Source organism: Gemmobacter denitrificans (assembly GCF_036964905.1).
Classification (GTDB): Bacteria; Pseudomonadota; Alphaproteobacteria; order Rhodobacterales; family Rhodobacteraceae; genus Gemmobacter; species Gemmobacter denitrificans.
Genome location: NZ_JBALHR010000019.1, coordinates 32,149 through 57,795 on the forward strand (window position 1 = coordinate 32,149; position 25,647 = coordinate 57,795).

The window sequence follows — 25,647 nt, forward strand, 5'->3', positions numbered from 1 at the left end:
TGCCTTCCGGGTACGGGTTAGCACCGCAGCATGGAACCAAATCGTCAGGACGCAAGCCTTACTTCAGGGAACCTGTACGAAAGTTGCAGCTTATGTCCTGCGCGCCAGCCTTGGCCATGAACCTGAAAAGGCAGGAAAACCCTATTGCACCAGGAATTCGGCATGCAGCGCCCCGGCAGCATTGATGCTTTTCAGGATGTCGATCATGTCATGCGGGGCAACGCCAAGGGCATTCAGCCCGGCCACCACATCCGACAGGCTGGTACTGTCCGACAGCTCGGCCAGACCAGTGCCCGGTGCCTTTTCCAATTCGGCATTGGTTCGGGGGACCACGACTGTTTCGCCCTCGGCAAAGGGGTTGGGCTGCACCACCATCGGGGCCTCTTCGACCCGCAAGGTCAGATTGCCCTGCGCGACGGCCACCTGGCTGATGCGGACATCCGACCCCATCACGATCGTGCCAGACCGCTGATCCACAACCACGCGCGCCTTGGTTTCAGGTTCGACCAACAGGTTTTCGAGCCGCCCCATGGCATGCGCCGGTGATCTGGCGCGCGTCCGATCCAGATCCAGCGAAACTGTGCCGGCGTCGGTCATCGTGGCCACCTGCCGCCCGAATTCGCGGTTGATCGCAGATTCGATCCGCGATGCCGTGGTGAAATCCGGCTGACGCAGGGCCAGCCGCAGCGAGCTGATCGTGCTGAAGTCGAACTCGACCTCGCGTTCGACCCGCGCCCCGGCAGGGATCACCCCCGCCGTCGGCACCCCCTGCACCACGCGTGCGGCGTCGCCTTCGGCCGACACACCTCCGGCAATGATCGTCCCTTGGGCGACGGCATAGATCTGGCCATCAGCCCCATTCAGCGGGGTCATGATCAGCGTGCCGCCCAGCAGGCTTTTGGCATCGCCAATGGCCGAGACGGTCACGTCGATGCGCCCGCCCGACCGGGCGAAGGGCGGCAGGCTTGCCGTCACGAAGACCGCAGCCACGTTCTTGGGCCGGAACTGCTCTCCCGTCACGTTGACGCCCAGCCGTTCCAGCAGGTTGGCCATGATTTCTTCGGTGAACGGGGCATTGCGGATGCCATCCCCTGTGCCGTTCAGCCCCACCACCAGACCATAGCCGACCAGGTCATTGCCCCGGACGCCATCGAATTCCACCAGATCCTTGATCCGGATCGGCGCCGCCAGCAGAAGCGACGGCCAAAGCAGCAGGGTGAGGACCAGAGAAAGCCAGCGCATCACAGGTAATCCGACAGCGTCATGCGCGACATCCGCGCCGTGATGGCATAGATCAGTTCCAGCTGGGTCGAGGCCTCATCCAGACGCGAGGCGGTTTCCATCGGATCGACCGCAACAATCTTGGACCTTGCGATTTCCAGCGCCGTGCTTTCCGCACTGTTGCGGCTTTGTGCGGCAGCGATCTGCTGTTCGGCAACCCCCAGCCGTGCTGCCACTTCCGACCTTGCGCTCTGGCTGTTGAGCAATTGCTGTCCGGCCAGCTTGGCCAATTGGGCGCGGCCTTCCAACGCCGGGCCGGGCTGGTTCCGGTCCACAAGGGCCGCCATGGCGAACCCCTTCAGCGTTTCGCGAATTCCGTCAGTCTGGGCTGTGACCGTCAGTTCTGCGGTTTCCCCCTGGGAAATCGCGACCGGCGCCAGAACCCCCTGACCCTGATACAGGGCGCCAAATCCGGCCGGATCATCGAACCAGGCTGATACCGCCAGACGCACATCTTCGGCCGTGGCCAGCGTGCCAATCGCGGTTTCCAGGGCCTGCAGGATCGTTTCGCCATCGGGCAGGGGCGATCGGTCGGTCGCCATGCCCGCAAACAGTGACCGGTCACCGGCGCGGGTATTCAGCGCCGAAATCGCCGCCTTGAACTTCTGTTCGCCATCGTCGCCAATGGCAGACAAGGAACCTGGCTGCGAGCCTGCCGCCGCCGACAGCAATTGCGGCGCAAGCGTGGTGGCGAAACCATCAATCACCCCCAGCGCCGCCTGCTGACCGGCTGCCATCAGCTCCAGTTCGGTGGTGGCCGCATAAAAGCCCTCCAGTTGCGCAAGCCGGTTGTCGAGAGCGTGCAACGGGCCAAGATCGGCGGCGGTCTTGCGGGTCACATCCGCCGAAACCCCCGTTGCCATTTCCTGCGACAAGACATCCATCTGGGTCTTGATCAGGCCCATATTGCGCCGCAGCATCGTCGATTGGGCCAGGTCACCCAAGGAAACAAGGGGCATGTCAGATCTCCATCAGGTTGCCAAGCATCTGGTCCAGCGCCTGCATCACACGGGCATTGGCCGCATAGGCCTGTTCGACCAGCAGCAATTGCTGCATTTCCTGGTCTGTATCCACGCCGCGTTCCTGCTCTGCCTCTTGCAGGGCTGAATAGCGCGCCGTGGCAAAGCTGAGTGTTTCATCGCTGTCCAGACGTTGCCGCGCGATGGATGATGTCAGATCAGATGCCAGACCCGAAAAGCTGCGCATGCCGTTGGAAAACGGGGCCGAGGCTGGGGTCCGCTGCTCTGTCAGCGCCGATTGAAGGACGGTAATCAGACGAGAGTCGCCGGTCGGGCCCGAGGCCGCTGCCCCAAGCCCATCGCGCAACCGCCAGACTTCGCCACCCTGGCGGGGATCGACGGCTGCATTCAGGCTGATCCTTGTGGCAAGCCCAGGTTCGTTCGCGGCAACAAAGGCGGCACCCGCATCGGTAAACAGCCCCGGATCGCCCGGCGCCCGTGTGGCATCAAGCCCGCTTTGCTGGAACCGTTCCACCAGATCGCGGGCCAAGGCATCCAGCCCGGCCTGTGCTTCGGTTCCGACCTCGTCGCGCAGGGCGAATTGCGCGGCCAGCGTCCCGCCCCCCAGCAGCCCCGATTCCGTTGTGGAAACAGACTGGCCGTTCAGCGTCAGCCCCGACAGGCCCGTACCCAGAACCATGGCCTCGGTCACGGTGCCCGCAGTCGTAAACCCGAAGGTCGAAGGCCTGCCGTCAATCAGGGCGGCCCCCCCCGCGGAAAAGAGCGCGACCGAACCATCCTCACGGGCGACTTCGCGCAAGGGGACGATTTCGGCCAGCAGATCGATCTGTTGCTGGCGTTGATCCTGCAAGGCTGAGGTATCGGCACCGCCGATGGTGTTCAGCTTGATGCGGTCATTCAGATCGGCGATCCGGGCAAGCCCATGATTGAGCCGATTGACCTGCAACCCGATGGACGTATCAGCCCGACCGCGCACCGCCTGCACCTCGGACGAGGCTTGGGTGATATGCGACACGAGATCTGCCGCAGCGGTCACCGCGGCAGACAGGCGTGCCTCCGATTCCGGTCGGCTGGCCGCGGCCAGCAAGGACTGATCAAAGGCTGCGATGCGCTTGAGCAGCGAGCTGGCACTTTCTTCTGACCCGATCGCGCTTTCGATCTGCCGCAGGGCATTGGACCGGGTTTCCTGCCCGCCATGGCCCGCCTGCGCCCCGCGCCGTTCCGACAGAAGGAAGGCATTGGTGTCGCGCTGGACACCAATGACACGGACCCCCTGCCCCGTCCCGCCCAGACTGCGCGCGGACAGGTCGGCTTCGCGCCGGGCATAGCCGGGCGTCAGCGCATTGGCGACATTGGACGAGATCAGTTCGGCCACCCGGGCACTGGCGGTCAGCCCTGACAGGGCCGAGGAAAACGCGGAAGACAGGCTCATGGGTCAGGCCTTACCTTTTGATGTTGGTGGTTTCCTGCAGCATTTCATCCACAGTCTGGATCACCTTGGCGTTGGATGAATAGGCGCGCTGGGTCTGGATCAGGCTGGTCAGTTCGGCGGCGACATCGGTGGTCGATCCTTCGCGGGCATACCCTTCGATCGTTCCAGTCGGGCCTTCACCGGCATTCCACAGGAAGAATGACCCCGACTGCTGCGAAGCGGCAAAGGTCTGGTTGTCCATCGGGATCAGGCCGTTGATATTGGGCACATCCACAACCGGGATCTGATACAGGGTGCGGGTAAAGCCGCTGTCATAGGCGGCGACCAGCATGCCTTTTTCATTGATCTCTACGCCCAGCAGCGTGCCTGCGGGCGATCCGTCCTTGGTGATGCCGGTCGGGCTGTATGTGTCTGACAGCTGGGTCAGGCCATTGCGTTCGCCAGGTATACCGATTTCAAGGCTGATCGGCCCGCCAGCCACAGTCAGGGCAATCTGACCGGTCAGCGGATCGTAGGCACCGCCAGCCACGGTGGTCACCGACAGAAGGCTGCCGCCCGTGGCCCGGGTATCGTCAAACACCAGGGTATATTCACCGACCACTGTGCCACCCGATGCGGAATCGGTAATCTCCATCGTCCAGGTATTCGACTGACCGGTCGCATTCACCGTGGGCGTGAAGGTCATATTCAGCGATTCGGACGTGCCAAGATTGCCGAAATATTCAACCGACAGCGGCAGCGGGTCGCCCGGCGAACCGGCAAGCGTATCGGTGGCGGGCAGGTTCACCCCAAGCTTGATGGCCGTGGTCGGATCGCCGACCTGCTGGTTCTGGTTGATGACGACCGGGCTGAGGCCAGCAACAGAATCGCGGGCGATGGTCGGGATGTTACCCTGTGCATCGGCGGGCCAACCCAGCAGAACCAGCCCGGACGCCGTGCGCAGAATGCCGTTTTCATCCATCCGGAACGCGCCGGTGGTTGTCATCTTCAGCCGTTCATTGGACATCAGCGCATCAATGGATGACATATCGGTCACCGGCAGCATCCCGCGCCCCGAAACCGCCATGTCCAATGCGTTGAGCGTGCCAACCAGGCCACCGCGTTCATCGATCATCCGGGCCGAGTTTGCCCGAACCCCGCCAGCGGTATAGACCCCGGACGAGCCGCTGGAACTGAGAACCATCGCCTCGAATTCGGTCGAGGCGCGCTTGTATCCATAAGTTCCGGAATTGGCGATATTGTCCGAAATCGTCGCCAGCCGGTTAGCATTGGCATTCAAGCCGGCCACACCGGCATTGAGGGCGGAAGAGATGGTCATGTGAAAGCGCCTTTCTGCAGCTTCGATTCCTTGCTCGATGCTGACCCTGCGCTCTCCGCCTTAATTTCCGGCTAATAGCTAAAACTCTACCGATCCTTCCGGAGCAGGACGATCTCGATCCGGTTGTTGCGGATCACCATCGGATCTGCCGTCACGGGAACCCGGTCGGCATGCCCGGTGATGCGGCGAATACGCTGCGACGCCATGCCGGACGCTTCGAGAAGACCGCGGATCGTTTCTGCGCGGGCTGCCGACAGATCCCAGACCGGATTGTTGATCAGCGTCACGGGATAGGAACGCACATGGCCGTTGACCGCGACACCATTGGTGGCGATGGCCAGAACATTGGTCACGATTCCTGCAATGTCACGGGTGATCGGCTGGGGTTCTGCCGTCTCGGCCGTGAACAGCGGCGCATCCTCAAGATCGAAAATCTCGATGACCAGACCTTCATCCGTGATCTTGGTCACGATATGGCGCAGCGCCCGCTGCATCGTCATGCTTTCACCGCCATAGGCTGTCAGCTTATGGTCGATTTCTGCCTTCATTTCCTTCAGTTGGGCCGCCGTCATCTCGCCGCCGGTGCTGGCATTTCGGCCACCTTCCACGCCGCTGCCGCTATAGGCCATCGAGTCTTCCTTAACGCTGGAATCGCCGGCCAGCATGCCTTCGCCCCCGCTTGACGGGGTCATCGACACGGTGGGGCTGAAATAATCCGCCACCCCCTTGCGTTGCTTTTCGGTCGTCGCGCCCAGCAACCACATCAACAGGAAGAACGCCATCATGGCGGTCACAAAGTCGGCATAGGCAACCTTCCACGCACCACCGTGGTGACCACCGCCGCCGACAACTTTCTTCCGTTTGATGATGATAGGCGCGGCATTGGATTTGCCGCTCATCACACACCCGTCCTTTACACCCGGGATCAGAACTATCCGAACGGGGTGAACAGGGGCTTAAAGGATAAAAGGCCGGTCAAAATTGGCGACTCAGGGCGCATGCAGCACCAACGCCACCCCCTGACCGACGCCGACGCATAGCGTGGCAAGGGCAAGGCGGCCCCCCGTTTCGTGCAATTGGCGCGCGGCTGACAGGGCGATTCGTGCCCCTGTCATGCCCAGGGGATGCCCCATGGCGATTGCACCGCCATGGCGGTTCACCTGCGGCGCATCATCGGGCAGACCCCAGGCCCGCAGACAGGCCAGGGCCTGCGCGGCAAACGCCTCGTTCAACTCGATCACATCGAAATCCTGGGCACTCAGGCCATCGCGCGCGGTCAACCGCGCCAGCGCGGCCACCGGCCCGATGCCCATGATCCGCGGCGCCACCCCGGCCGAGGCTGCCGCCCCGATCCGCGCCAGCGGCACCAGATCATGCGCGCGCATCGCGCGTTCCGAGGCAAGGATCACCGCGCAGGCCCCGTCATTGACGCCCGAGGCATTGCCCGCTGTCACGCTGCCGCCCTTGCGAAACGGGGCGGGCAGGGAGGCCAGTTTTTCGGCGGTGGTGGCGCGGGGGTGTTCGTCCCGGTCCACGACCGTATCACCCTTGCGGCCCGGCACGGTGACGGGCGCAATATCGGCAGCATGCCATGCGGCGTCATAGCGCTCCTGGCTGCGCAGGGCGAACGCATCCTGATCGGCGCGGCTGACCGTGAAATCGGTGGCCACATTCTCGGCCGTTTCGGGCATCGATTCGATCCCGTATTCCGCCGCAATCCGCCGATGGGCAAAGCGCCAGCCAATGGTGGTATCGTGAATTTCGGTCTGACGCGAAAAGGCGCTTTCCGCCTTGGGCATCACGAAGGGTGCCCGGCTCATGCTTTCCACCCCGCCTGCAATCACCAGATCGGCTGCCCCGCAGGCGATGCTGCGTGCACCCGCGATCACCGCATCCAGCCCCGACGCGCACAGCCGGTTCACCGTCAGCCCCGGCACCGTATCCGGCAGGCGCGACAATAGAACGGCCATGCGCGCCACATTGCGATTGTCTTCGCCCGCCTGATTGGCGCAGCCAAAGATCACCTCATCCACCGGCAGGTCGCGCCCAGCCAGCACGGCATCAATCACATGGGCCGCCAGATCGTCGGGGCGCACCATGGCCAGACTTCCGGCATGGCGGCCAATCGGGCTGCGCTTGCCGTGGCACAGGAAAACAGCGGTCATGCAAGGGCCTCCAGCGCCGCAGCGGCGGCATATCGGGGTTTCAGGGTATCAGGGGCCGCCGCCTGCAGCCGGGCCAGTTCGGCCCGGATCGCGGGCAGGCCATGACGGCGCGCAGCTTCGAACGGGCCGCGCGGGAAATTGAGCCCAAGCTTCAGCGCCGTATCGATTCCCGCCATGTCAGAGCCGTTTTCAGCCAGAATCGTCGCGGCTTCATTGGCCAGCATCGCCTCGATCCGCAGGGCGATGGCTGCTGCGTCATCGGGGGCTGGTGGCAGGCTGTCGGGATAGATGAACCCGCGCCCGGACTTGCGCCCCAGATCGCCCCGCGCCACCTGCGCCCGCAGGGTTGGGAATACATGATAGCGCGGATGCCCCGCCATTGCGGCCAGCAGGCTTTCTGTCGCAGCCAGGTTGATATCGGCCCCGACCAGATCGATCAGCTGGAACGGGCCCAGCCGATAGCCAGCCGCCACCATGGCGGCATCAATTTCGCCCGCGCTGCGGCCTTCTTCCAGCAAGGCCAGGGCTTCACCGTAATAGGGCCGGGCACAGCGGTTCACGATGAATCCGGGCGTATCGGCACAGGCGATCACGGTCTTGCCTGCGGTTTCGGTCAGGCTGCGGGCCAGCCGCAGCGCTGCGGCATCCGTTCCGGGCAGGGAAATGAATTCGACCAGCTTCATCACGGGGGCGGGGTTGAAGAAATGCAGCCCGATCATCCGCTGTGGATTTTGCAGCCCCGTCGCGATGGCCGCAACCGACAGGGACGACGTATTTGTTGCCAGAATGGCCCCGGAAATCGTCTCTAACTGCCGGAACAGTGACTGTTTGGCCGCCAGATTTTCGGCAATCGCCTCGATGATCAGATGACAGGGCGCCAGATCGGATAACGGGCCGACCTGAAGACGGGACATGATCGCCGCCATTTCCGGTGCCACCATCTTGCCCGCATCCACCCGCGCCTGCAGACCCTGGCGCAGCCGTTGCAGCGCCGCCTCTTGCGCAGGCGCATGGGCGTCATGCAACCGCACCTCATGCCCGGCCTGCGCATAGACCTGCGCGATGCCCAGCCCCATCACCCCAAGGCCGACAACCCCGATCACTGCCATGGCTTCCTCCGCGATTTCCGGCTTTGCGCCCTTTGGCATCGTCCACTTTGCGCAAAAAGATTTCAAGCTGGAAATTTCAAGCTTGAAATAAAATCGGCACGGTGGCAGCATCCCAGCAAGACACGCGGATAATTGGAGGACACAGATGAAGGTGCTTTGCCTGGGCGGCGGCCCTGCCGGTCTTTACTTCGCGATCTCGATGAAACTGCGCGACCCCGCGCATGAGGTTGTCGTGCTGGAACGCAACCGCGCGAATGACACATTTGGCTGGGGCGTCGTGCTGTCGGATGACGCGCTGTCGCGGATGCAGAAGAACGATCCCGTCTCGACCGAAGCGATCCGCAGCCATTTCGCCTATTGGGACGATATTGCCACCGTGCATGATGGCGTGCGCACGGTGTCGGGTGGCCATGGCTTTGCCGGGATCGGGCGCAAGCAGATGCTGATCCTGCTGCAGCAGCGGGCGCGCGAACTGGGCGTGGACATGCAGTTCGAAACCGAATTCAAGACCGCCGAGGAATATCGCAAGGAATATGACATCGTTGTCGGCTGCGATGGCATCAATTCGGTGGTGCGGCGCGAATATGAAAGCGTGTTCCAGCCCGATATCGATATCCGCAAATGCAAATTCGTCTGGCTGGGCACGCATCAGAAATTCGATGATGCCTTCACCTTCATCTTCGAAAAGACCGAACATGGCTGGGTCTGGGCCCATGTGTACCAGTTCGATGCCAATACCGCGACCTTCATCGTCGAATGTCTGCCCGAAACCTGGGATCGCTGGGGGTTTGAGCATATGTCGAAGGAAGACACGGTCGAAACCTGCCGCAAGATCTTTGAACGCCATCTGGGCGGGCATGACCTGATGTCGAATGCCGCCCATCTGCGCGGATCGGCAGTGTGGATGCAGTTCCCGCGGGTGATCTGCAGCACCTGGTATCACGAAAATGTCGTGCTGATGGGCGATGCGGCGGCAACAGGGCATTTTTCCATCGGATCGGGGTCGCGTCTGGCCTTCGACAGCGCCATTGCGCTGGCCGAATACCTGCACAGCGAACCAACCCTTCAGGCCGCCTTCCAGCGCTATCAGGACGAACGCCGGGTCGAGGTGATGCGCCTGCAATCGGCGGCGCGCAACAGTCTGGAATGGTTTGAACAGGTCGAACGCTATCTCGACATGCCGCCGATGCAGTTCGCCTATTCGCTGCTGACCCGCAGCCAACGCATCAGCCATGAAAACCTGCGCCTGCGCGACCCGGAATGGCTGGCGCGCGCCGAAGACTGGTTTGCCGAACAGGCCGGCGGCGAAAAGGGCCGGCGGCCGATGTTCACCCCGTTCAGGCTGCGTGACATGACGTTGAAGAACCGCATCGTGATGTCGCCCATGGCGCAGTACAAGGCGGTGGATGGCTGCCCGACGGATTGGCATTTCACCCATTATGCCGAACGGGCCAAGGGCGGGGCCGCGCTGATCTATACCGAAATGACCTGCGTTGCCGCCGAAGGCCGCATCACCCCCGGCTGCCCCGGTCTTTATGCCCCGGAGCATGAGGCGGCCTGGAAGCGGCTGGCCGATTTCATCCATGCCGAAACCAGCGCCAAGCTGTGCATCCAGATCGGCCATGCCGGGCGCAAGGGATCGACCTGCCTGCCCTGGGCGGGCGGGATCGACAAGCCTCTGCCCGATGGCAACTGGCCGATCATCAGCGCCAGCGCCCTGCCCTATCGGGCCGAAAATCAGGTGCCACGCGAAATGACGCGCGCGGATATGGATCGGGTTACCGCGCAATTCGTGGCCGCCACCGAAATGGCCGATCGCGCCGGGGCCGACATGATCGAAATGCATGGCGCGCATGGCTATCTGCTGGCCAGCTTCATCAGCCCGGTCACCAACCACCGCAGCGACAGCTATGGCGGTTCGCTGGAAAACCGGCTGCGCTATCCGCTGGAGGTCTTTGCCGCGATGCGGGCCGCCTGGCCTGCGCATAAACCCATGTCGGTGCGCATCAGCGCGCATGACTGGATCGATGGCGGCGTGACCCCGGCCGAAGCGGTCGAAGTGGCGCGGGCTTTCCGCGCGGCGGGTGCCGATATCATCGACGTTTCTTCGGGCCAGACCGACCCGGCGGAGAAGCCGATCTATGGCCGCATGTTCCAGACCCCGTTCAGCGACCGTATTCGCAACGAGGCCGGCATCCCCACGATGACCGTCGGCAATATCAGCGACTATGATCAGGTGAATGGCATCCTGATCGCGGGCCGAGCCGATCTGGTCTGCCTGGCCCGGGCGCATCTGGCCAACCCCTACTGGACCCTGCATGCCGCAGTCGCGCAGGGCGATGAGACATCGGACTGGCCCGCGCCCTACAAGGGCGGGCGCGACCTGCTGTTCCGGCTGGCCCAGAAACAGGCCGAGGCGATCCGGGTATGACCATGCAGGGCAAGCGCGTTCTGATCACGGGCGGTGGCACCGGTGTCGGGGCCGATCTGGCACGCGGCTTTGCCGCAGCCGGGGCCGAAGTGGTGATTGCCGGGCGCAGGCTTGCCCCGCTGCAAGAGGTGGCCGCCCGTCTTGGCGCACGGGCGGTGGCGGCCGATGTGACGGATGAAGCATCCGTTTCCGCCATGTTCGAGACGGCAGGCCCCTGCGATATCGTGATTGCCAATGCGGGGGCCGCAGACAGCGCCCCCTTTGGCCGCACCACGCTGGACCAGTGGAACGCCATGCTGGCGGTGAACCTGACCGGGGTGTTTCTGACCTTCCGCGCCGGTCTGGCACAGATGCAGGGCTGGGGACGGCTGATCGCCGTGGCCTCTACCGCCGGGTTGAAGGGCTATGCCTATGTTGCGCCCTATGCGGCCGCCAAACATGGTGTCGTCGGCCTGACCCGCAGCCTTGCGCTGGAAGTTGCCAGAAAGCCCGTCACCGTGAATGCGCTGTGCCCCGGATTTCTGGATACAGAAATGACGGACCGGTCGGTTGCCACGATCATGGAAAAGACCGGGATGGATGCAGCGGCAGCACGGGCGGCGCTGGCAGCCACCAACCCGCAGAAACGGCTGATCAAGCCCGCCGAAGTGACGGCAGCGGCGCTGTGGCTTTGCGGGGCGGGATCGGAAGGTGTTAACGGTCAGGCCATAGCGATTGCCGGAGGCGAAACATGACCGACCCCCTTTCCAAACGCCGCCTGAAAACATGGATCCGCCTGCTGGGCGTGACCCGCAGCGCGGAAAACCATCTGCGCGAATTTCTGCGCGTGAACCATGACACCACCCTGCCGCGTTTTGACGTGATGGCCGCGCTGTGGCGGCGGCGCGATGGCGTCACGATGAGCGAGCTGAGCCGGATGCTGCTGGTTTCCAACGGCAATGCGACGGCTGTGGTGGACCGGCTGGAAAAGGACGGGCTGGCAAAGCGCACGCAAAGCGCCACCGACCGCCGCACTGTCTATGTCGCGCTGACCGAAGAAGGCCTGCGCGTCTTTGAAGGCCAGGCTGCCGATCACGAAGGCGAGGTGAACGCGCTGTTTGGCAAGCTGTCCGAGGCCGACCTGGATGCGCTGACCGAAATCCTGCGGCGGGCCGCGGAAAAAGGAGAGACGACATGACCGAACTGGCCGGGCTGAAGCCCCAGCATTTCCTGTGGGAGGTCAAGGACCGCATCGCCACCGTGCGGCTGAACCGCCCTGACCGCAAGAACCCGCTGACCTTCGACAGCTATGCCGAATTGCGCGACACCTTTCGTGCGCTGGTCTATGCGACCGATGTGGATGTGGTGGTCTTTGCCTCGAATGGGGGCAATTTCTGTTCGGGCGGCGATGTGCATGACATCATCGGCCCGCTGGTCGGGATGGACATGAAGGGCCTGCTGGCCTTTACCCGGATGACCGGCGATCTGGTCAAGGCCATGATCGGCTGCGGCAAGCCGATCATCGCGGCGGTGGATGGCATCTGTGTCGGCGCCGGGGCCATCATCGCCATGGCGTCAGATCTGCGGCTGGCCACGCCCGAGGCAAAATGCGCCTTTCTGTTCACCCGCGTCGGGCTGGCGGGCTGTGACATGGGGGCTTGCGCCATGCTGCCCCGCATCATCGGGCAGGGCCGGGCGGCAGAACTGCTCTATACCGGGCGGGTGATGGCAGCCGATGAGGGCGCGGCCTGGGGTTTCTGGAACGCGCTGCATCCCGCTGACAGGCTGGAGGCCGAAGCGATGAAACTGGCAGAACGGCTGGCGGCCGGGCCGACCTTTGCCCATGGCATCACCAAGACCCAGTTGAACCAGGAATGGAACATGGGGCTGGAACAGGCGATCGAGGCCGAAGCGCAGGCCCAGGCAATCTGCATGCAGACCCAGGATTTCGCCCGCGCCTATCACGCCTTTGTCGCCAAGGAAAAACCGGTGTTTCAAGGGGATTGAGCCGACGGACGGGGGGGGTCACACCCCCCGGACCCCGGTGGGAAATCTGGACCAAGGTAAAAGCATGAGCGACCGCAGCTTCCTGAATTGGCCCTTCTTTGAAGACCGTCACCGCGCTCTTGCCGCGCAGGTGGAGGCGTGGGCGGCCCGGCATCTGCCGGTGGATCATGGCGATGCCGATGCGGCCTGCCGGGCCCTGGTGGCCGATCTGGGCGCGGCGGGGCTGCTGCGTCATAGCGGGGCCGATACGGGCGAGGTGCTGGATGTGCGCAGCCTGTGCCTGATCCGCGAAACGCTGGCGCGGCATGACGGGCTGGCCGATTTCGCCTTTGCCATGCAGGGGCTGGGGATGGGCGCAATCAGCCTGTTTGGCACAAGCGCGCAGCGCGGCTGGCTGGAACGCACCCGGGCGGGTCGGGCAATTTCCGGCTTTGCGCTGACCGAACCCGGGGCCGGATCGGATGTGGCCCATACCGCGACCACGGCAGAGCGGGTTCCGGGCGGGTTCCGGCTGAATGGCGAGAAAACCTATATTTCCAATGGCGGGATTGCCGATCTTTATGTGATCTTTGCCCGCACGGGCGAGGCGCCGGGGGCGCGGGGGCTTTCGGCCTTTCTGCTGCCCGCCGATACGCCGGGCCTGTCGGTGGTCGAGCGGATCGAGGTGATCGCGCCGCATCCACTGGCCCATCTGCGGCTGACCGATGTGATGCTGCCAGAGGCGGCGCTGATCGGGCGAGCAGGCGAGGGGTTCAAGATCGCCATGTCGGTGCTGGATGTGTTCCGATCCACCGTCGGGGCGGCGGCGCTTGGTTTTGCCCGGCGCGCGCTGGACGAGGCGCTGGCCCGGGTGCAGCGGCCCAGGGTGGGCGGCGGTACGCTGGCCGATCATCAGATGGTGCAGGGCCATCTGGCCGATATGGCGCTGGAGATCGATGCGGCGGCGCTGCTGGTCTATCGCGCCGCCTGGACCAAGGACAGCGGGGCCGCGCGGGTCAGCCGCGAGGCGGCCATGGCCAAGCTTTACGCGACCGAGGCTGCGCAGCGGGTGATTGACACGGCACTGCAACTGCACGGCGGCGATGGGGTGCGCCACGGCTTTGCGGTGGAAAGCCTGTATCGCGAAATCCGCGCCCTGCGCATTTATGAAGGGGCCAGCGATGTGCAGCGGGTGGTGATCGCGCGGAGTGTTCTGGGATGATCTATCACCGCCCCATCCAGATCGAATTCAATCATTGCGACCCTGCCGGGATCGTCTTCTACCCCCGCTATTTCGAAATGACGAATTCGGTGGTGGAAAACTTCTTCGCCGATGTGCTGCGCTATCCCTTTGCCCGGATCACGATGGAGGAACATTCAGGCGTGCCCACCGTGCGGATCGAGGCGGATTTCCGCGCGCCATCGCGGCTGGGCGATCGGGTGGATTTCACGCTGGAGGTGCTGCGCATCGGCGCATCCAGCGCCAGCTTCCGCCTGCGCGGGGCTGTGGGGGAAGAACTGCGGATGCAGGCCGACCTGACGCTGGTCTGGGTAACCCCCGAAGGCCGCGCCGCGCCATGGCCCGAGGTGATCCGGGCCCGGCTGACCGAATTCAAGGAGAGACAGGCATGACGATCGAAGCGCTGCACCCCAAGGGCTGGAAGGCGACGCCGGGCTATTCCAACGGCATGGCCGCAACGGGCCGCATGGTCTTTACCGGCGGGATGATTGGCTGGGATGATCAGCAGGAATTCCAGACCGATGATTTCGTGGGCCAGGTGGAATATGCGCTGAAGGGCATCGTGGCCGTGCTGGCCGAGGCAGGTGCCCGCCCCGAACATCTGGTGCGGCTGACCTGGTATGTCACGTCCAAGCGCGACTATCTCGACAGCCTTAAGGATCTGGGCCGGGTCTACAAGGCCGTGATCGGGCGGCATTATCCGGCCATGGCGCTGGTGCAGGTTGTGGCGCTGGTGGAAGACCGCGCCAAGGTGGAAATCGAAGCGACTGCCGTAATTCCGCAGGAATAGACACTGTTTCGGGCCAAAGGCGCCCAAGACGCCTGCCCTTTCGACCATGGGAGAGACCGATGCTGGAACCGAAACTCGGGCCTTCTGGCCATAGCGACACATTCACCCGCGACAACCTGCCCCCCTTTGATCTGTGGCCCGACATCGATCTTGGGCCCTTCGCCTATCCTGACTGGCTGAATGCCGGGGTAGAGCTGACAGATGCCATGGTGGCGCGCGGCTTTGGCGACCATACCGCCTTGATCGGCAATGGCCGGATGCGGACCTACAAGGAACTGACCGACTGGACCAACCGTATCGCGCATGCGCTGGTTGAGGATTACGGGGTCAAGCCCGGCAACCGGGTTCTGATCCGGTCGGCCAACAATCCGGCCATGGTGGCCTGCTGGCTGGCGGCCACCAAGGCGGGGGCTGTGGTCGTGAACACCATGCCGATGCTGCGGGCCGGGGAATTGGCCAAGATCATCGACAAGGCCGAAATCAGCCATGCCCTGTGTGACACAAGGCTGATGGATGAACTGGCAAATGCCGCCAAGGGCAGCCGGTTTCTGAAAACCGTTGTCGGTTTTGACGGTACGGCCAATCACGATGCGGAACTGGACCGGATCGCCCTGTCGAAACCGGTGAAGTTTCAGGCCGTGCCGACCGGGCGCGATGACGTGGCGCTGCTCGGCTTCACCAGTGGCACGACGGGCGAACCCAAGGCCACCATGCATTTCCACCGCGATATCCTGATCATCGCCGATGCCTATGCGAAGGAGGTGCTGGATGTGCAGCCCGAGGATGTTTTCGTAGGCTCGCCCCCCTTGGCCTTTACCTTCGGTCTGGGCGGTCTGGCGGTGTTTCCGCTGCGCTTTGGCGCTTCGGCGGCACTGCTGGAAAATGCGTCACCGCCCAACATGATCGAAATCATCCAGAAATACCGCGCGACGGTCTGTTTCACGGCGCCAACCGCCTATCGGGTGATGCTGCGCGCGATGGAGGAAGGGGCCGATCTGTCCAGCCTGCGCGCCGCCGTGTCCGCCGGGGAAACCCTGCCCGGCCCGGTCTACGAGGAATGGGTGGCCAAGACCGGAAAACCGATGCTGGATGGCATCGGATCGACGGAAATGCTGCATATCTTCCTGACCAACCGCTTTGGCGACAGTTTTCCAGCCTGCACCGGACGGCCGGTCACCGGGTATCAGGCAATGATCATGGGGCCGGACGGGCAGGAAATGCCGCGCGGCGAAATGGGGCGGCTGGCGGTGAAAGGGCCGGTCGGCTGTCGCTATATGGCCGCGGCCGACAAGCAGCGCGCCTATGTTCACAACGGCTGGAACCTGACGGGCGACAGTTTCTGGCAGGACGAGGCAGGCTATTTCCACTTTGCCGCCCGCACCGACGGCATCATCGTCAGTGCAGGATACAACATCGCCGGGCCCGAGGTGGAGGCGGCGCTGCTATCCCATCCCGATGTGGCCGAATGTGCGGTGGTGGGCGCGCCCGATGCCGAACGCGGACAGATCGTCGAGGCGCATGTGGTGCTGGCACCCGGCGTCAACGGCGACGGGGCCACGGTGAAGATGCTGCAGGATCATGTGAAGGCGGTGATCGCGCCGTTCAAATATCCGCGTTCCGTGGTGTTCCGCGATGCGCTGCCCAAAACCGAAAGCGGCAAGATTCAGCGGTTCCGGCTGCGCGACGGGCAGTGATGGCAGGGGGGGCCGGAAAACCGGCCCCCCCCCTGCCCTGTCAATCCCACAACAGGATATTGTCGGCACTGAGCGCATTCACCCCGGTCAGGCGCACGATGGCCAGAGCGGCACCCGATCCGGTGCCATCGGCATCCCAGAACAGGGTGTCATTTGCACGGTTGAAGATGAACTGGCCCTGCGCGCTGGTCGCGCGTGTGCCATTCACCAGATTGACCGTATCGGTCATCCCGGCGAATTCTTCGATGTAAAAGGCCAGATAGTCACGGTTTGCCCCCGCGGCGGTGCGGAAATCGGTCACAGTATCTGCCGCGTCAAGTTCATAGGTGCCATCGAAATAGAAGGTATCGCTCCCCCCGCCCCCAATCAGCGTATCGGCCCCTTCACCCCCCTGAAACTGGTTGTCGGCGCTGTTGCCCTTCATCCGGTCGGCCTGCCAGCCACCAATCACGGATTCGATATTGGTCATGGTTTCGGTATTGCCAAACCCGTCATCAATCACCTGCCCGGTCCGCCGGGTCAGATCGATGTTGATGCCACCCAGGGCAGTATCGGTGAACTGACTGTTGAAACGGACGGAATCAAACCCGTCATCGCCATCATAGCTGTCCTTGCCTTCGCCGCCCCAGAAGCTGTTGTTCTGGGTCGAGCCGACGAATTTGTCATCAAACCTTGTGCCGCGCACACGTTCGATATCATAGGTCGTATCGCGGTTGCCGAACCCGTCGCGGATGGTGCCCTTGATGCGGCCCTGCCCATCGACCGAAGTTTGCAGATCGACCACGATCCCGCGCCGACCGCCCTGCCAGTAATCATTGTCGTAATGCAGCCGGTCCTGATCGCCGCCGCCAATGAACACATCGTTGCCACGCAACCCGGAAAATTCGTTCCGCGCCCCATCACCGATGAACGTATCATTGAAGCGGCTGCCTTCGAACCGTTCGACATTCACGAAGGTGTCCGTCCCGCCCCAGGCATCAATGATGCGGCCCGCGGCGACATCAACCTCGATCCCCTGAATGGCCGTCTGGCCGACGTTGTAGGTGGTTTCACGGAATGTGATCACATCATTGCCATCACCGCCATCATAGCGATCATTGCCGATGCCCCCGCCCATCTGATCATCACCGCCGCCCATCTGGAACGTGTCATTTCCGCCATTCACGCCGGGCAAGATGCGCCTGTCGCGAAAATCGCCGCCAATGAACGTGTCATTCCCGGCCAGCAGATGGCTCCAGGCGGAATTGGCATCGGGGTTCGGGCCATCGTTGTCACCGACGCGGCTGCCGAAGACATTCGAAAAGAATTGCGCGAAATCAGCCGCAAAGGCCGAGGCATTGATACTTCTGATGGTCAGAATCGTCGCGCCGCTGGCATCCTGAAAGGTGATGCCGGTCATGGTGCCAGCGATCGCCTCGCCGCTGTCATAGCTGAACCCACGCCCCGCGACGCGCACGGTATATCCTGCAAAATCATGATCTTCGCCAAAGCGAAAGACAAAGTTCTTTGCAGAACGGGTGACGATAGTGCTGCCACCATCATCTTCCAGCAGGCGCCCCGGCCATGGGCCAAGATTGCTGAAGGCTTCCGTAAATTCTACTCGTGCCATGCTATTCCCCCTGAAAATCGTGATAATGAATCACAGAGAGATCGTAACACGATATCCAGTCTGGCAAGCGGTTTCCTCCGCCCGCCCAGGATCAGCGTTCACGCAGCGCTTCGCGCGATTTGTAAAGCGGCTTGGTCAGGTAGGTCAGGATCGTCTTGCCACCGGTCTGCAATTCCACATCGGCCAACATGCCAGGGCGGATTTCAAGGGCGCGCTGGCGTTCGGTCAATTGCGTCAGGTCCACCTTCACCGTGACCTTGTAATGCGGGTCGCCATCGGGATTGCGCGACCGTTCATCCTTGAACGTATCGGCCGAGATGAAATCCACCTTGCCCTGCAACGTGCCGAAGATGGTGTAATCATAGGCCGTCAGCTTGATCGTGGCATCCTGATCCTTGCGGACCGAGGCGATATCCTGCGGTTTCACCCGTGCCTCGATATAAAGCTCGTCCTCCAGCGGGATGATCTGCAAGATCTCTTCGCCCGGGCGCACCACGCCGCCGATGGTGGTGACCGAAAGCTTGTTCACCACGCCTTTCATCGGCGCGATCAGCACGGTGCGATCCAGTTGATCCTGCGCCGTCTTCAACTGCTGGCGCAGCGTGGTCAGCTTGGCCAGCGTGTCGGAATAGGTGGTCGCGCGATCCAGTTCGATCTGGGTGATCACATCGTTCAGGCGGTTTTCGGCCTCGGATGTGGCCTTGCGCGCCGCCGTCACCTCGATCAGCGGGGCGACTTCCAGCGCCAGCATCTTTTCAAGGATATCCAGTTCGTTCTGCGATTGCAGCAGAACCTCTTCGGCACCTTCGCGTTTGGATTTGTAATCGAACAGCCGCGCATTCAGCAGCGCGGTTTCCGAGGCGACGATATCGGGCACCCGCTTGGAAAATTCTTCGGCAATCTCGAAATCCACGACGCCGATCGCTTCGGCCTCCAGCCGGGCGCGACGGATTTCCAGCGTGGCGATCTGATCCAGCAGGTCATCCACGCCGGATTGGTATTGCGTGCCATATAGCCGGGCCAGAACCTGGCCTTCTTCGACGATATCGCCTTCGCTGACATCCAGTGACGCCAGAATGCCACCTTCCAGGTTGGATATGATCTGCGGCCGCGACGATGACACCACCGTGCCCGGCGCATGCACGATCTCTGCGACCCAGGCGATGGCCGCCCAGCCCAGAAACACCGCAACCGCCAGCCCGATGAGCCAGATGATCATCGAAGGGCGGCGGTTCTTTTCGGCAAAATCGTCGTCGAATGTCGCGATGCTCATGCCTTATCCCCGGGTTTGTGCCTTTGACAGATGGGCAAGCACCGCATCGCGCGGGCCATCCACTGCCATCTTGCCGTTCTGCAGGATCAGCGTGCGGTCCGTCAGTTGCAGGATCGGCACGCGATGGGTGGCGATTACCGCCGTGCGGCCCTCCAGCCAGCCCTTCAGCCGGCTGACCAGCGTGGCCTCCAGCGTCTGATCCAGCGCTGCGGTCGGTTCATCCAGCAGCACCACGCTTGGGTCTTGCAGCCAAAGCCGCGCCCAGCCGATGGACTGGCGCTGCCCGACAGACAGGCCTTCGCCCATTTCCTTGATTTCCAGATCCAGCCCGCGCGGATGATTGCGCACGAAGGGCCCCAGCCCCGCGAAATCAAGCGCGGCAAACAGCCGGTCGTCATCGCGTTCCAGCTGGGTCAGATTCAGGTTGTCGCGGATGGTGCCCGCAAACAGCCGCACGTCCTGCCCCAGATAGCCGATATTGCGGCGCACATCGCGCGGGTGCATCTGGCCCAGATCAACCCCATCCAGCAGGATACGGCCTGCACTGGGTTCATAAAGCCCTGCCAGCAACCGCAGGAAGGTGGATTTGCCCGATCCGTTCGACCCCAGAACCGCCACATGCTGCCCCTGCCGGATCGCCAGCGCGGCGATATCGACCACGGGGCTCGATTTCCCGTCATAGCGGAATTCCAGATTGCGCAGTTCGAAATTGCCGGTGATCTTTTCGCGCCGCAGATAGCTGCGCCCGGCCTCTTCCTGCTGTGGTGCCTCGGCAATGGTGTTCAGCGCATTCAGCGCCTCGCGCACATTGGCCCAGCGGGCCAGCGTGGCCGAAACCTGGCTGAGCGGGCCCAGCGTCCGCGACGTCAGGATGCCCACGGCGATGATGGTGCCCACAGTGAAATTGCCCGCAAACACCTGATAGGCACCAAAGACAACGGCGGCGATATAGGTCAGCTGCTGCGCCGCCTGTGCCCAATAGGTCAGGATCGACGACAGATGCCGCTGTTCCGAAGTCTTGACGGCCGACACCGCCGACAGCTCGGCCCAGGTGCGACGAATCCGGTCCTGGCCCCGCTGGGTGGTGACGGTTTCATGTTCATAGACCGCTTCATACAGCAGCCGCGCCGCCCGGGCCGATGCGCCCTGATTGCTGGCAGTCAGCGCCATCATCTTTTTCTGGAACAATATCCCCGGCAGCACCATGGCAATGCCGCCCAGCACCAGAATCCAGACCAGATTGCCGCCGATGCTGGCCACCAGCGCAAAGAAGATCAGCAGGAACGGCAGATCGGCCAGCGTGCCGATGGTGGTGGAGGTAAAGAATTCCCGCACTGCCGAAAATTCGCGGATCGCGGCAAAGGTCTGCGAAGGGGCGCGGCTGCCGGGGCTTTGCTTCATGCCCAGAAGCCGTTCCATAAGCCGTTCCTGCACCGCAAGTTCGATGCGCCGGCCCGTCACATCCATCAGGGTGGACCGGGCGATCTTCAGCATCACCTCCAGCAGCACCGCCAGAAGCGCGCCCAAAGCCAGGACCCACAGCGTCGGCAGCGATTGATGCGGGATCACCCGGTCATAGACCTGCAGCGAAAACAGCGCGATGGCCACGGCCAGAAGATTGGCCACCAGAGAACCGGCGGCAACTTCGGTCAACTGCTTGCGATAGTTGCGGAATTCACCCCAGAACCAATGCGGCTGCCGGGCGTTTTCGACATGGCGGTCTTCCAGCTGTTTCAGCGTGGGGCGGGCGCGCAGCACCATGCCGCCATAGACCGATTTGAAATCGTCATGCGCCACTTCGGCGCGTTTGTCGGGCAGCGACGGGTCATAGATGGTGATCTGGCTGTCATCCTGGCCCAGAACCAGCACGATCTGGCCCGAGGTCATCTGCACCAGCCCCGGCCAAAGCGCGGGCAAAAGCTGCGGCGCATGTTCCACGCGGGCTGTCAGGTCCAGCGCAGCAATGGCGCGGGCCAGTTCCGGCAGACCGGGGGGCTGATCGCCTTCCACCACCTTTTCCACCTGTTCAACCAGATCGGCGGTGGAAATGTCGCAGCCCAGAAGGCCCAGATAGATCGCAGTCAGATTGGCACGGGCCAACGCCTTTTCGCTGGCGCGCGGGGCAGGCGCGGGCGCAGACGGACGCGGCGCGGGCGGCGTAGCGCTGCCCCGGTTTGCATTCATGTCAAAGGCGATGACCTGGTTGCTCACAATTCCGTCCCGTTCACCAACACACCCCTGTCGCGTGCGATCTCCAGCCGCTTCAGGGCAATTTCATATTTCAGCCCGGCCTGGTTGCGCGCCAGCCCGGAATAGGTTTCAGACATGCCGACCAGTTCCATCAGCGGGCGGCGCCCCACTTTGAACTGTTCGGTGAACATCTGTAGCGTCGCTTCGGTTTCGGCCAACACCATGGCCCCTTCGGCCTGACGGGCCTCCAGTGTGGCGATTTCATGTTGCAACGCCACGATGCGGCGGTTGGCCTCTTCGGCGCTGCGGGCGATGCGGCGGTCCACGACATCGCCGGTCATGTTGATCGCGGCGATTTCGGCCCCGGTGCCCAGCCCGAGCGAATTTTGCAGCCCCAGCGTCAGACCGCTGGTCAGACCGTCATCCTTGTCGATCGTCGCGGTGGCACTGAGCCCGGGGGTATAGCCCGCGCGGGCCATATCGGCCTCGGCCAGACTGCGGGTGGCTTCGGCACGCGTCTTGACCACCGAAACCGGCTCGGGCGCCCCCGGATCACGCGGCAGCGGCTGCAGACCCGACAGACCATCCAGCGGGCGCGAGGCCATGGCGTTCAGTTCGGCCATCGCCTGTTCGGCGGTAAAGCGGTCGGTAGACAGCTGCGACCGCAATTCCAGCGTCTTTTGCTGGATCACACCTTGTTCCGACCGGTCGGCCATGCCGCCATCGGCGCGGATCGTGATGATCCGTTCATATTCGGCCATCCGCGCAACGGCCTGCTGCGACAGGACCGCCTGTTCGCGTGCGCGCTGTGCCCGGATGTAATGACTCAGCCCTTCCAGAACGCGGGTATTGGCATCGGCGGACAAGGTTGCCGCCGCAACCTCGACATCGGCCGCAGCCCAGGCCCGTTCGGCCTTGCGCGCACCGCCATCAAAGATCGCCTGTTCGATCAGCATGGAGGCCGCAACAGCGCCCAGATCGGTCAGGCTGACGCGCGGGCCGATCTTGGGCAACCAGTTCTTCGCCTTGGCTTCGGCCTTCAGCCGCGCCACACGCAATTCGGCACGGGCAACGCCGGCATTCGCCTCGGTCACCGCGCGGGCGACCTCGGCATAGGGGCCGGATGTCGGCAACATCGACCGGCGTGACACCAGATCATCGACAATCGCCGACCGCCGTTCAGCCCCGGCCTGCTGCAGTTGCGGGCCGGGCACCTGATCGGGGCGCATACCCGCCCCGAAGCCGAATTTGGAAACCCCCGGCCCATCGGTGCCCATGCAGCCGCCAAGGGCCAGCATGAAGATCAGGGCCGGGCCGGGGCGCAGGGCCCCGGTTCCGACTTTTTCACCGCGAGCTCTGGGCATCTGGCTCCTCCGATCAGAGCGGCGACGTGTTGATGTCGTCGTCGATCAGAAGCGTGCCGCGACCTTCGCCCAGGGTGTAGACCGTATAGCTCTGGCCCTCGATGGTTTCGGTGCCCGACTGAACGAACTCGCCATCCAGTTTGACATCGTCGAAGCGGTCGCCCTTGATGACCAGTGTCTTGTCCGGCCCGGTCAGACGGTCCAGATCCTCGGCGCTGATCGTCAGCTGGGCATCGGGTGCCCAGGTCAGGTCGATCGCGGCCAGATCCATCGCATCCAGCCCCGTGCGGTCCAGATCGACCTCCACCGAATTGGTGGTGTTGACGATCAAGAGGGTCGAGGATTCGTTCCCGGCCACATCGGTGTTGTTGATGACCAGATAGCTGCCATCCGGCACGGTATTGCCCGAACCGAAGAAGAATTCGGTTTCACCCCGTGCCGCATTGTCGGTTTCGGTCACATCCAGCCGGGTGACGGTGCCATCGGCGCCGATCCGGTCGAAGGTATAGGTGTCATCGTTCGCTTCGGTGTAAAGCGCGCGCATCCCGATGGCATTGCCCAGACCATCCTTCGTCGGCGTGATTGCCACGATTTCCGGCGACAGCGGTGCAACCGTGTCGATCGTCACCGTTTCGATGAAGAAATCGGTGTTGCCGACGCTGTCGGTGGCCGAAACGCGGATGTCATGGCTGACGCTGTTGCCGGTCGGGATTTCCTGCGCGTTGAAGCGCACGCTCCACTTGCCATCGGCCCCGGCCCGCACTTCCTTGAAGCTGCCATTCTCGAATTCCACCCGCACCAGCGAGTTGGCTTCGACAAAGCCTTCCAGAACCACACCGGCCTTGTGTTCGGCGGCGTTGATGATGCCGTCGCCCGCCACTTCGCCCGTCAGTTCCAGCCGGTTCACCAGCGTGTCGATATGGACCGTGCCGGTTTCATCCCGGGTATTGCCCAGATGATCGGTGGCGCGGACGGTGATCGACGGATCGCTTTCGCCCGGTGTCAGTTCGCTGGCCGGGATGGCCACGGACCAGTTGCCATGGGCATCGACATCAGCCCGGTGCCAGAAGCCATCGGCCAGTTTGACCAGCACTTCGCGTGCCCCGGATTCCACAGTGCCGGTGATGACCAGATCTTCGGCCATGTTGGCCGAGGTCACGGTATCGGTGTCGGCCACCGTCAGCGGTTCGACCTCGGTGTCGATGTCGATCATCTGGGTGCTGGAGGTGCTGTTGCCGGCTTCATCGGTCACGGTCAGGCCGATTTCGGCCTGGGTCGTGCCGGTGGGCAGGCCCGCATTGGTGAAGGTCGCGCTCCAGGTTCCATCGGCACCGATCACCACGGTCTGTTCCTGACCTGCGAAGGTCACAACCGCAGTCGCGCCCGCCTCACCGGTGCCGGTCAGGGTGATACCCGCGGTGGCCCCATGTTCGGCACCCGAGATATAGTTGTCACCCATCTGCGTGGCGTCGATCGCGCCCGAAATTTCGGTGTCGATGTTCACCGTGCGGGTATCGGTCGCAGTATTGCCCGCAGCATCGGTCGCGGTGACGGTCAGCTCGCTGCCATTCACCGTGCCCGAAGCCAGACCGGCGGCAAAGGCCACCGACCAGGTGCCATCGGCCCCGGCAACCGTGTTGACGGTCTGGCCCAGCCATTCCACCACGATGCTGGCCCCGGCCTGCGAGGTGCCGGTGAAGGTGATCTCGCCACCAGCTTCGCTGGCATTGATCATGTCGTCACCGGTGATGAGCGTCGCGTCGAAGGCCACTTCGGTGAAGGTGTCGATGGCCACCTGTTCGGTGATCACCGTCACGTTGCCCAGCGGATCGGCCGAGGTGATCGTGGCGTCGAACACATGTTCGCCTTCCGGGATCTCCGAAGTCGCAAAGGTCACCGACCAGGTGCCATCCGCCCCGACCGTGGTGGAATGGCTGTGGCCATTCACCTCGACCAGAATGCTGGCGCCCGCTTCACCGGTGCCGGCGATGGTGACACCGTCGGCATATTCGGCACCGTTTTCGATATCCCCCACAGCCACGACGCCCTGGGTGGCATCGACCGGCGGCGGTGTCATGTCGATCAGGAAGCCCGGACCATCGAGTTCATAGGTGAACCCGCCGCCGGTCACCGTGACCACGGTTTCGTAATCCCCGTCAGCGGGGAAGTTCTCATCCTGGAACACCACACCCCAGGTGCCATCATCGCGGATGGTGGTGGTCTGGCTTTGATCGCCGATCACCACCACAACCGTATCGCCCGGCTCGCCGGTCCCCGTCACCACAAGGCGCGGGTCTTCGGTGTTGGTCGTCAGTGTGGTTTCCGAATCCGGGTGATCCACGGTCGGTTCAGCCCGGTCAACCGGATCAGTCGGATCGGTCGGGTCCGTGGGATCAGTCGGATCAGTCGGATCAGTCGGGTCCGTGGGATCGGTCGGATCAGTCGGGTCCGTGGGATCGGTCGGATCAGTCGGGTCCGTGGGATCGGTCGGATCAGTCGGGTCCGTGGGATCGGTCGGATCAGTCGGGTCCGTGGGATCGGTCGGATCAGTCGGGTCCGTGGGATCGGTCGGATCAGTCGGGTCCGTGGGATCGGTCGGATCAGTCGGGTCCGTGGGATCGGTCGGATCAGTCGGGTCCGTGGGATCGGTCGGATCAGTCGGGTCCGTGGGATCGGTCGGATCAGTCGGGTCCGTGGGATCGGTCGGATCAGTCGGGTCCGTGGGATCGGTCGGATCAGTCGGGTCCGTGGGATCGGTCGGATCAGTCGGGTCCGTGGGATCGGTCGGATCAGTCGGGTCCGTGGG

Annotated in this window: 20 protein-coding genes; 8 read left to right on the forward strand and 12 right to left on the reverse strand. The window is 63.2% G+C overall.

Going from position 1 to position 25,647, the window contains the following annotated elements:
• Positions 1 to 141: 141 nt before the first annotated feature.
• The 7 genes from V6590_RS19010 to V6590_RS19040 form a co-directional block, all read right to left on the reverse strand.
• Positions 142 to 1,242, reverse strand: coding sequence for a flagellar basal body P-ring protein FlgI (locus tag V6590_RS19010; protein WP_335425279.1), 1,101 nt, complete (start codon positions 1,240 to 1,242; stop codon positions 142 to 144).
• On the reverse strand, positions 1,242 to 2,240 hold the full coding sequence (locus V6590_RS19015) for a flagellin (protein WP_335425280.1): 999 nt from the start codon (positions 2,238 to 2,240) through the stop codon (positions 1,242 to 1,244). Before V6590_RS19015 ends, V6590_RS19010 begins: the two co-directional genes overlap by 1 nt.
• Before the next feature lies 1 nt (position 2,241).
• Positions 2,242 to 3,693 (reverse strand): flagellar hook-associated protein FlgK, encoded by a 1,452-nt coding sequence (flgK, locus tag V6590_RS19020; RefSeq protein WP_335425281.1) that lies wholly within the window; start codon positions 3,691 to 3,693, stop codon positions 2,242 to 2,244.
• A 10-nt stretch (positions 3,694 to 3,703) separates the two neighbouring features.
• On the reverse strand, positions 3,704 to 5,011 hold the full coding sequence (locus V6590_RS19025) for a flagellar hook protein FlgE (RefSeq protein ID WP_335425282.1): 1,308 nt from the start codon (positions 5,009 to 5,011) through the stop codon (positions 3,704 to 3,706).
• 86 nt (positions 5,012 to 5,097) lie between these two features.
• On the reverse strand, positions 5,098 to 5,910 hold the full coding sequence (locus V6590_RS19030; RefSeq protein ID WP_335425283.1) for a flagellar motor protein MotB: 813 nt from the start codon (positions 5,908 to 5,910) through the stop codon (positions 5,098 to 5,100).
• 90 nt (positions 5,911 to 6,000) lie between these two features.
• Positions 6,001 to 7,176 carry an acetyl-CoA C-acyltransferase gene (locus V6590_RS19035; protein ID WP_335425284.1) on the reverse strand — a complete coding sequence of 392 codons (1,176 nt, stop codon included), beginning with the start codon at positions 7,174 to 7,176 and terminating at the stop codon, positions 6,001 to 6,003.
• Positions 7,173 to 8,324, reverse strand: a complete 1,152-nt coding sequence (locus V6590_RS19040) for a 3-hydroxyacyl-CoA dehydrogenase (RefSeq protein WP_335425285.1) — start codon at positions 8,322 to 8,324, stop codon at positions 7,173 to 7,175. Before V6590_RS19040 ends, V6590_RS19035 begins: the two co-directional genes overlap by 4 nt.
• 106 nt (positions 8,325 to 8,430) lie before the next feature.
• Between V6590_RS19040 and V6590_RS19045 the strand changes: the two genes are divergently transcribed.
• The 8 genes from V6590_RS19045 to V6590_RS19080 all read left to right on the forward strand — a co-directional run bounded on the left by V6590_RS19045 (position 8,431) and on the right by V6590_RS19080 (position 16,405).
• Positions 8,431 to 10,716 carry a bifunctional salicylyl-CoA 5-hydroxylase/oxidoreductase gene (locus tag V6590_RS19045; protein WP_335425286.1) on the forward strand — a complete coding sequence of 762 codons (2,286 nt, stop codon included), beginning with the start codon at positions 8,431 to 8,433 and terminating at the stop codon, positions 10,714 to 10,716.
• A complete protein-coding gene (locus V6590_RS19050; RefSeq protein ID WP_335425287.1) occupies positions 10,713 to 11,450 on the forward strand; it encodes an SDR family NAD(P)-dependent oxidoreductase in 738 nt (245 codons plus the stop codon). Before V6590_RS19045 ends, V6590_RS19050 begins: the two co-directional genes overlap by 4 nt.
• Entirely contained in the window at positions 11,447 to 11,893 is a 447-nt protein-coding gene (locus V6590_RS19055; protein WP_335425288.1) for a MarR family winged helix-turn-helix transcriptional regulator, read from the forward strand. The genes V6590_RS19050 and V6590_RS19055 overlap by 4 nt, the downstream gene beginning before the upstream one ends.
• Positions 11,890 to 12,702: an enoyl-CoA hydratase family protein gene (locus V6590_RS19060; protein WP_335425289.1), complete on the forward strand. Its 813-nt coding sequence runs from the start codon at positions 11,890 to 11,892 to the stop codon at positions 12,700 to 12,702. The genes V6590_RS19055 and V6590_RS19060 overlap by 4 nt, the downstream gene beginning before the upstream one ends.
• 64 nt (positions 12,703 to 12,766) lie before the next feature.
• The gene (locus V6590_RS19065; RefSeq protein WP_335425290.1) at positions 12,767 to 13,903 is read left to right on the forward strand and encodes an acyl-CoA dehydrogenase family protein; all 1,137 of its coding nucleotides are present in this window, start codon (positions 12,767 to 12,769) and stop codon (positions 13,901 to 13,903) included.
• Complete coding sequence (locus V6590_RS19070) at positions 13,900 to 14,313, forward strand: acyl-CoA thioesterase (RefSeq protein WP_335425291.1); 414 nt, start codon at positions 13,900 to 13,902, stop codon at positions 14,311 to 14,313. Before V6590_RS19065 ends, V6590_RS19070 begins: the two co-directional genes overlap by 4 nt.
• Positions 14,310 to 14,711 (forward strand): RidA family protein, encoded by a 402-nt coding sequence (locus V6590_RS19075; RefSeq protein ID WP_335425292.1) that lies wholly within the window; start codon positions 14,310 to 14,312, stop codon positions 14,709 to 14,711. Before V6590_RS19070 ends, V6590_RS19075 begins: the two co-directional genes overlap by 4 nt.
• Positions 14,712 to 14,770: 59 nt before the next feature.
• Entirely contained in the window at positions 14,771 to 16,405 is a 1,635-nt protein-coding gene (locus V6590_RS19080) for an AMP-binding protein (RefSeq protein ID WP_335425293.1), read from the forward strand.
• A 40-nt stretch (positions 16,406 to 16,445) separates the two neighbouring features.
• On the opposite strand, the gene V6590_RS19085 is transcribed toward V6590_RS19080, so the two are convergent.
• The 5 genes from V6590_RS19085 to V6590_RS19105 all read right to left on the reverse strand — a co-directional run.
• Positions 16,446 to 18,014 carry a calcium-binding protein gene (locus tag V6590_RS19085; RefSeq protein WP_335425294.1) on the reverse strand — a complete coding sequence of 523 codons (1,569 nt, stop codon included), beginning with the start codon at positions 18,012 to 18,014 and terminating at the stop codon, positions 16,446 to 16,448.
• A 91-nt stretch (positions 18,015 to 18,105) separates the two neighbouring features.
• Positions 18,106 to 19,287, reverse strand: coding sequence for a beta-barrel domain-containing protein (locus V6590_RS19090; RefSeq protein ID WP_335425295.1), 1,182 nt, complete (start codon positions 19,285 to 19,287; stop codon positions 18,106 to 18,108).
• A gap of 3 nt (positions 19,288 to 19,290) precedes the next feature.
• Entirely contained in the window at positions 19,291 to 21,471 is a 2,181-nt protein-coding gene (locus V6590_RS19095; protein WP_434063289.1) for an ATP-binding cassette domain-containing protein, read from the reverse strand.
• Positions 21,472 to 21,494: 23 nt separating this feature from the next.
• Positions 21,495 to 22,841, reverse strand: a complete 1,347-nt coding sequence (locus V6590_RS19100) for a TolC family protein (protein ID WP_335425297.1) — start codon at positions 22,839 to 22,841, stop codon at positions 21,495 to 21,497.
• Positions 22,842 to 22,854: 13 nt separating this feature from the next.
• Positions 22,855 to 25,647: Ig-like domain-containing protein (locus V6590_RS19105; RefSeq protein WP_335425298.1), on the reverse strand; the 2,793-nt coding region annotated here is incomplete at its 5' end.

Bases quoted from the DNA above. Each gene is read 5' to 3' on its own strand.
- V6590_RS19010 (WP_335425279.1), bottom strand. From the start codon at position 1,242: ATGCGCTGGCTTTCTCTGGTCCTCACCCTGCTGCTTTGGCCGTCGCTT.
- V6590_RS19015 (WP_335425280.1), bottom strand. From the start codon at position 2,240: ATGCCCCTTGTTTCCTTGGGTGACCTGGCCCAATCGACGATGCTGCGG.
- flgK (WP_335425281.1), bottom strand. From the start codon at position 3,693: ATGAGCCTGTCTTCCGCGTTTTCCTCGGCCCTGTCAGGGCTGACCGCC.
- V6590_RS19025 (WP_335425282.1), bottom strand. From the start codon at position 5,011: ATGACCATCTCTTCCGCCCTCAATGCCGGTGTGGCCGGCTTGAATGCC.
- V6590_RS19030 (WP_335425283.1), bottom strand. From the start codon at position 5,910: ATGAGCGGCAAATCCAATGCCGCGCCTATCATCATCAAACGGAAGAAA.
- V6590_RS19035 (WP_335425284.1), bottom strand. From the start codon at position 7,176: ATGACCGCTGTTTTCCTGTGCCACGGCAAGCGCAGCCCGATTGGCCGC.
- V6590_RS19040 (WP_335425285.1), bottom strand. From the start codon at position 8,324: ATGCCAAAGGGCGCAAAGCCGGAAATCGCGGAGGAAGCCATGGCAGTG.
- V6590_RS19045 (WP_335425286.1), top strand. From the start codon at position 8,431: ATGAAGGTGCTTTGCCTGGGCGGCGGCCCTGCCGGTCTTTACTTCGCG.
- V6590_RS19050 (WP_335425287.1), top strand. From the start codon at position 10,713: ATGACCATGCAGGGCAAGCGCGTTCTGATCACGGGCGGTGGCACCGGT.
- V6590_RS19055 (WP_335425288.1), top strand. From the start codon at position 11,447: ATGACCGACCCCCTTTCCAAACGCCGCCTGAAAACATGGATCCGCCTG.
- V6590_RS19060 (WP_335425289.1), top strand. From the start codon at position 11,890: ATGACCGAACTGGCCGGGCTGAAGCCCCAGCATTTCCTGTGGGAGGTC.
- V6590_RS19065 (WP_335425290.1), top strand. From the start codon at position 12,767: ATGAGCGACCGCAGCTTCCTGAATTGGCCCTTCTTTGAAGACCGTCAC.
- V6590_RS19070 (WP_335425291.1), top strand. From the start codon at position 13,900: ATGATCTATCACCGCCCCATCCAGATCGAATTCAATCATTGCGACCCT.
- V6590_RS19075 (WP_335425292.1), top strand. From the start codon at position 14,310: ATGACGATCGAAGCGCTGCACCCCAAGGGCTGGAAGGCGACGCCGGGC.
- V6590_RS19080 (WP_335425293.1), top strand. From the start codon at position 14,771: ATGCTGGAACCGAAACTCGGGCCTTCTGGCCATAGCGACACATTCACC.
- V6590_RS19085 (WP_335425294.1), bottom strand. From the start codon at position 18,014: ATGGCACGAGTAGAATTTACGGAAGCCTTCAGCAATCTTGGCCCATGG.
- V6590_RS19090 (WP_335425295.1), bottom strand. From the start codon at position 19,287: ATGAGCATCGCGACATTCGACGACGATTTTGCCGAAAAGAACCGCCGC.
- V6590_RS19095 (WP_434063289.1), bottom strand. From the start codon at position 21,471: ATGAATGCAAACCGGGGCAGCGCTACGCCGCCCGCGCCGCGTCCGTCT.
- V6590_RS19100 (WP_335425297.1), bottom strand. From the start codon at position 22,841: ATGCCCAGAGCTCGCGGTGAAAAAGTCGGAACCGGGGCCCTGCGCCCC.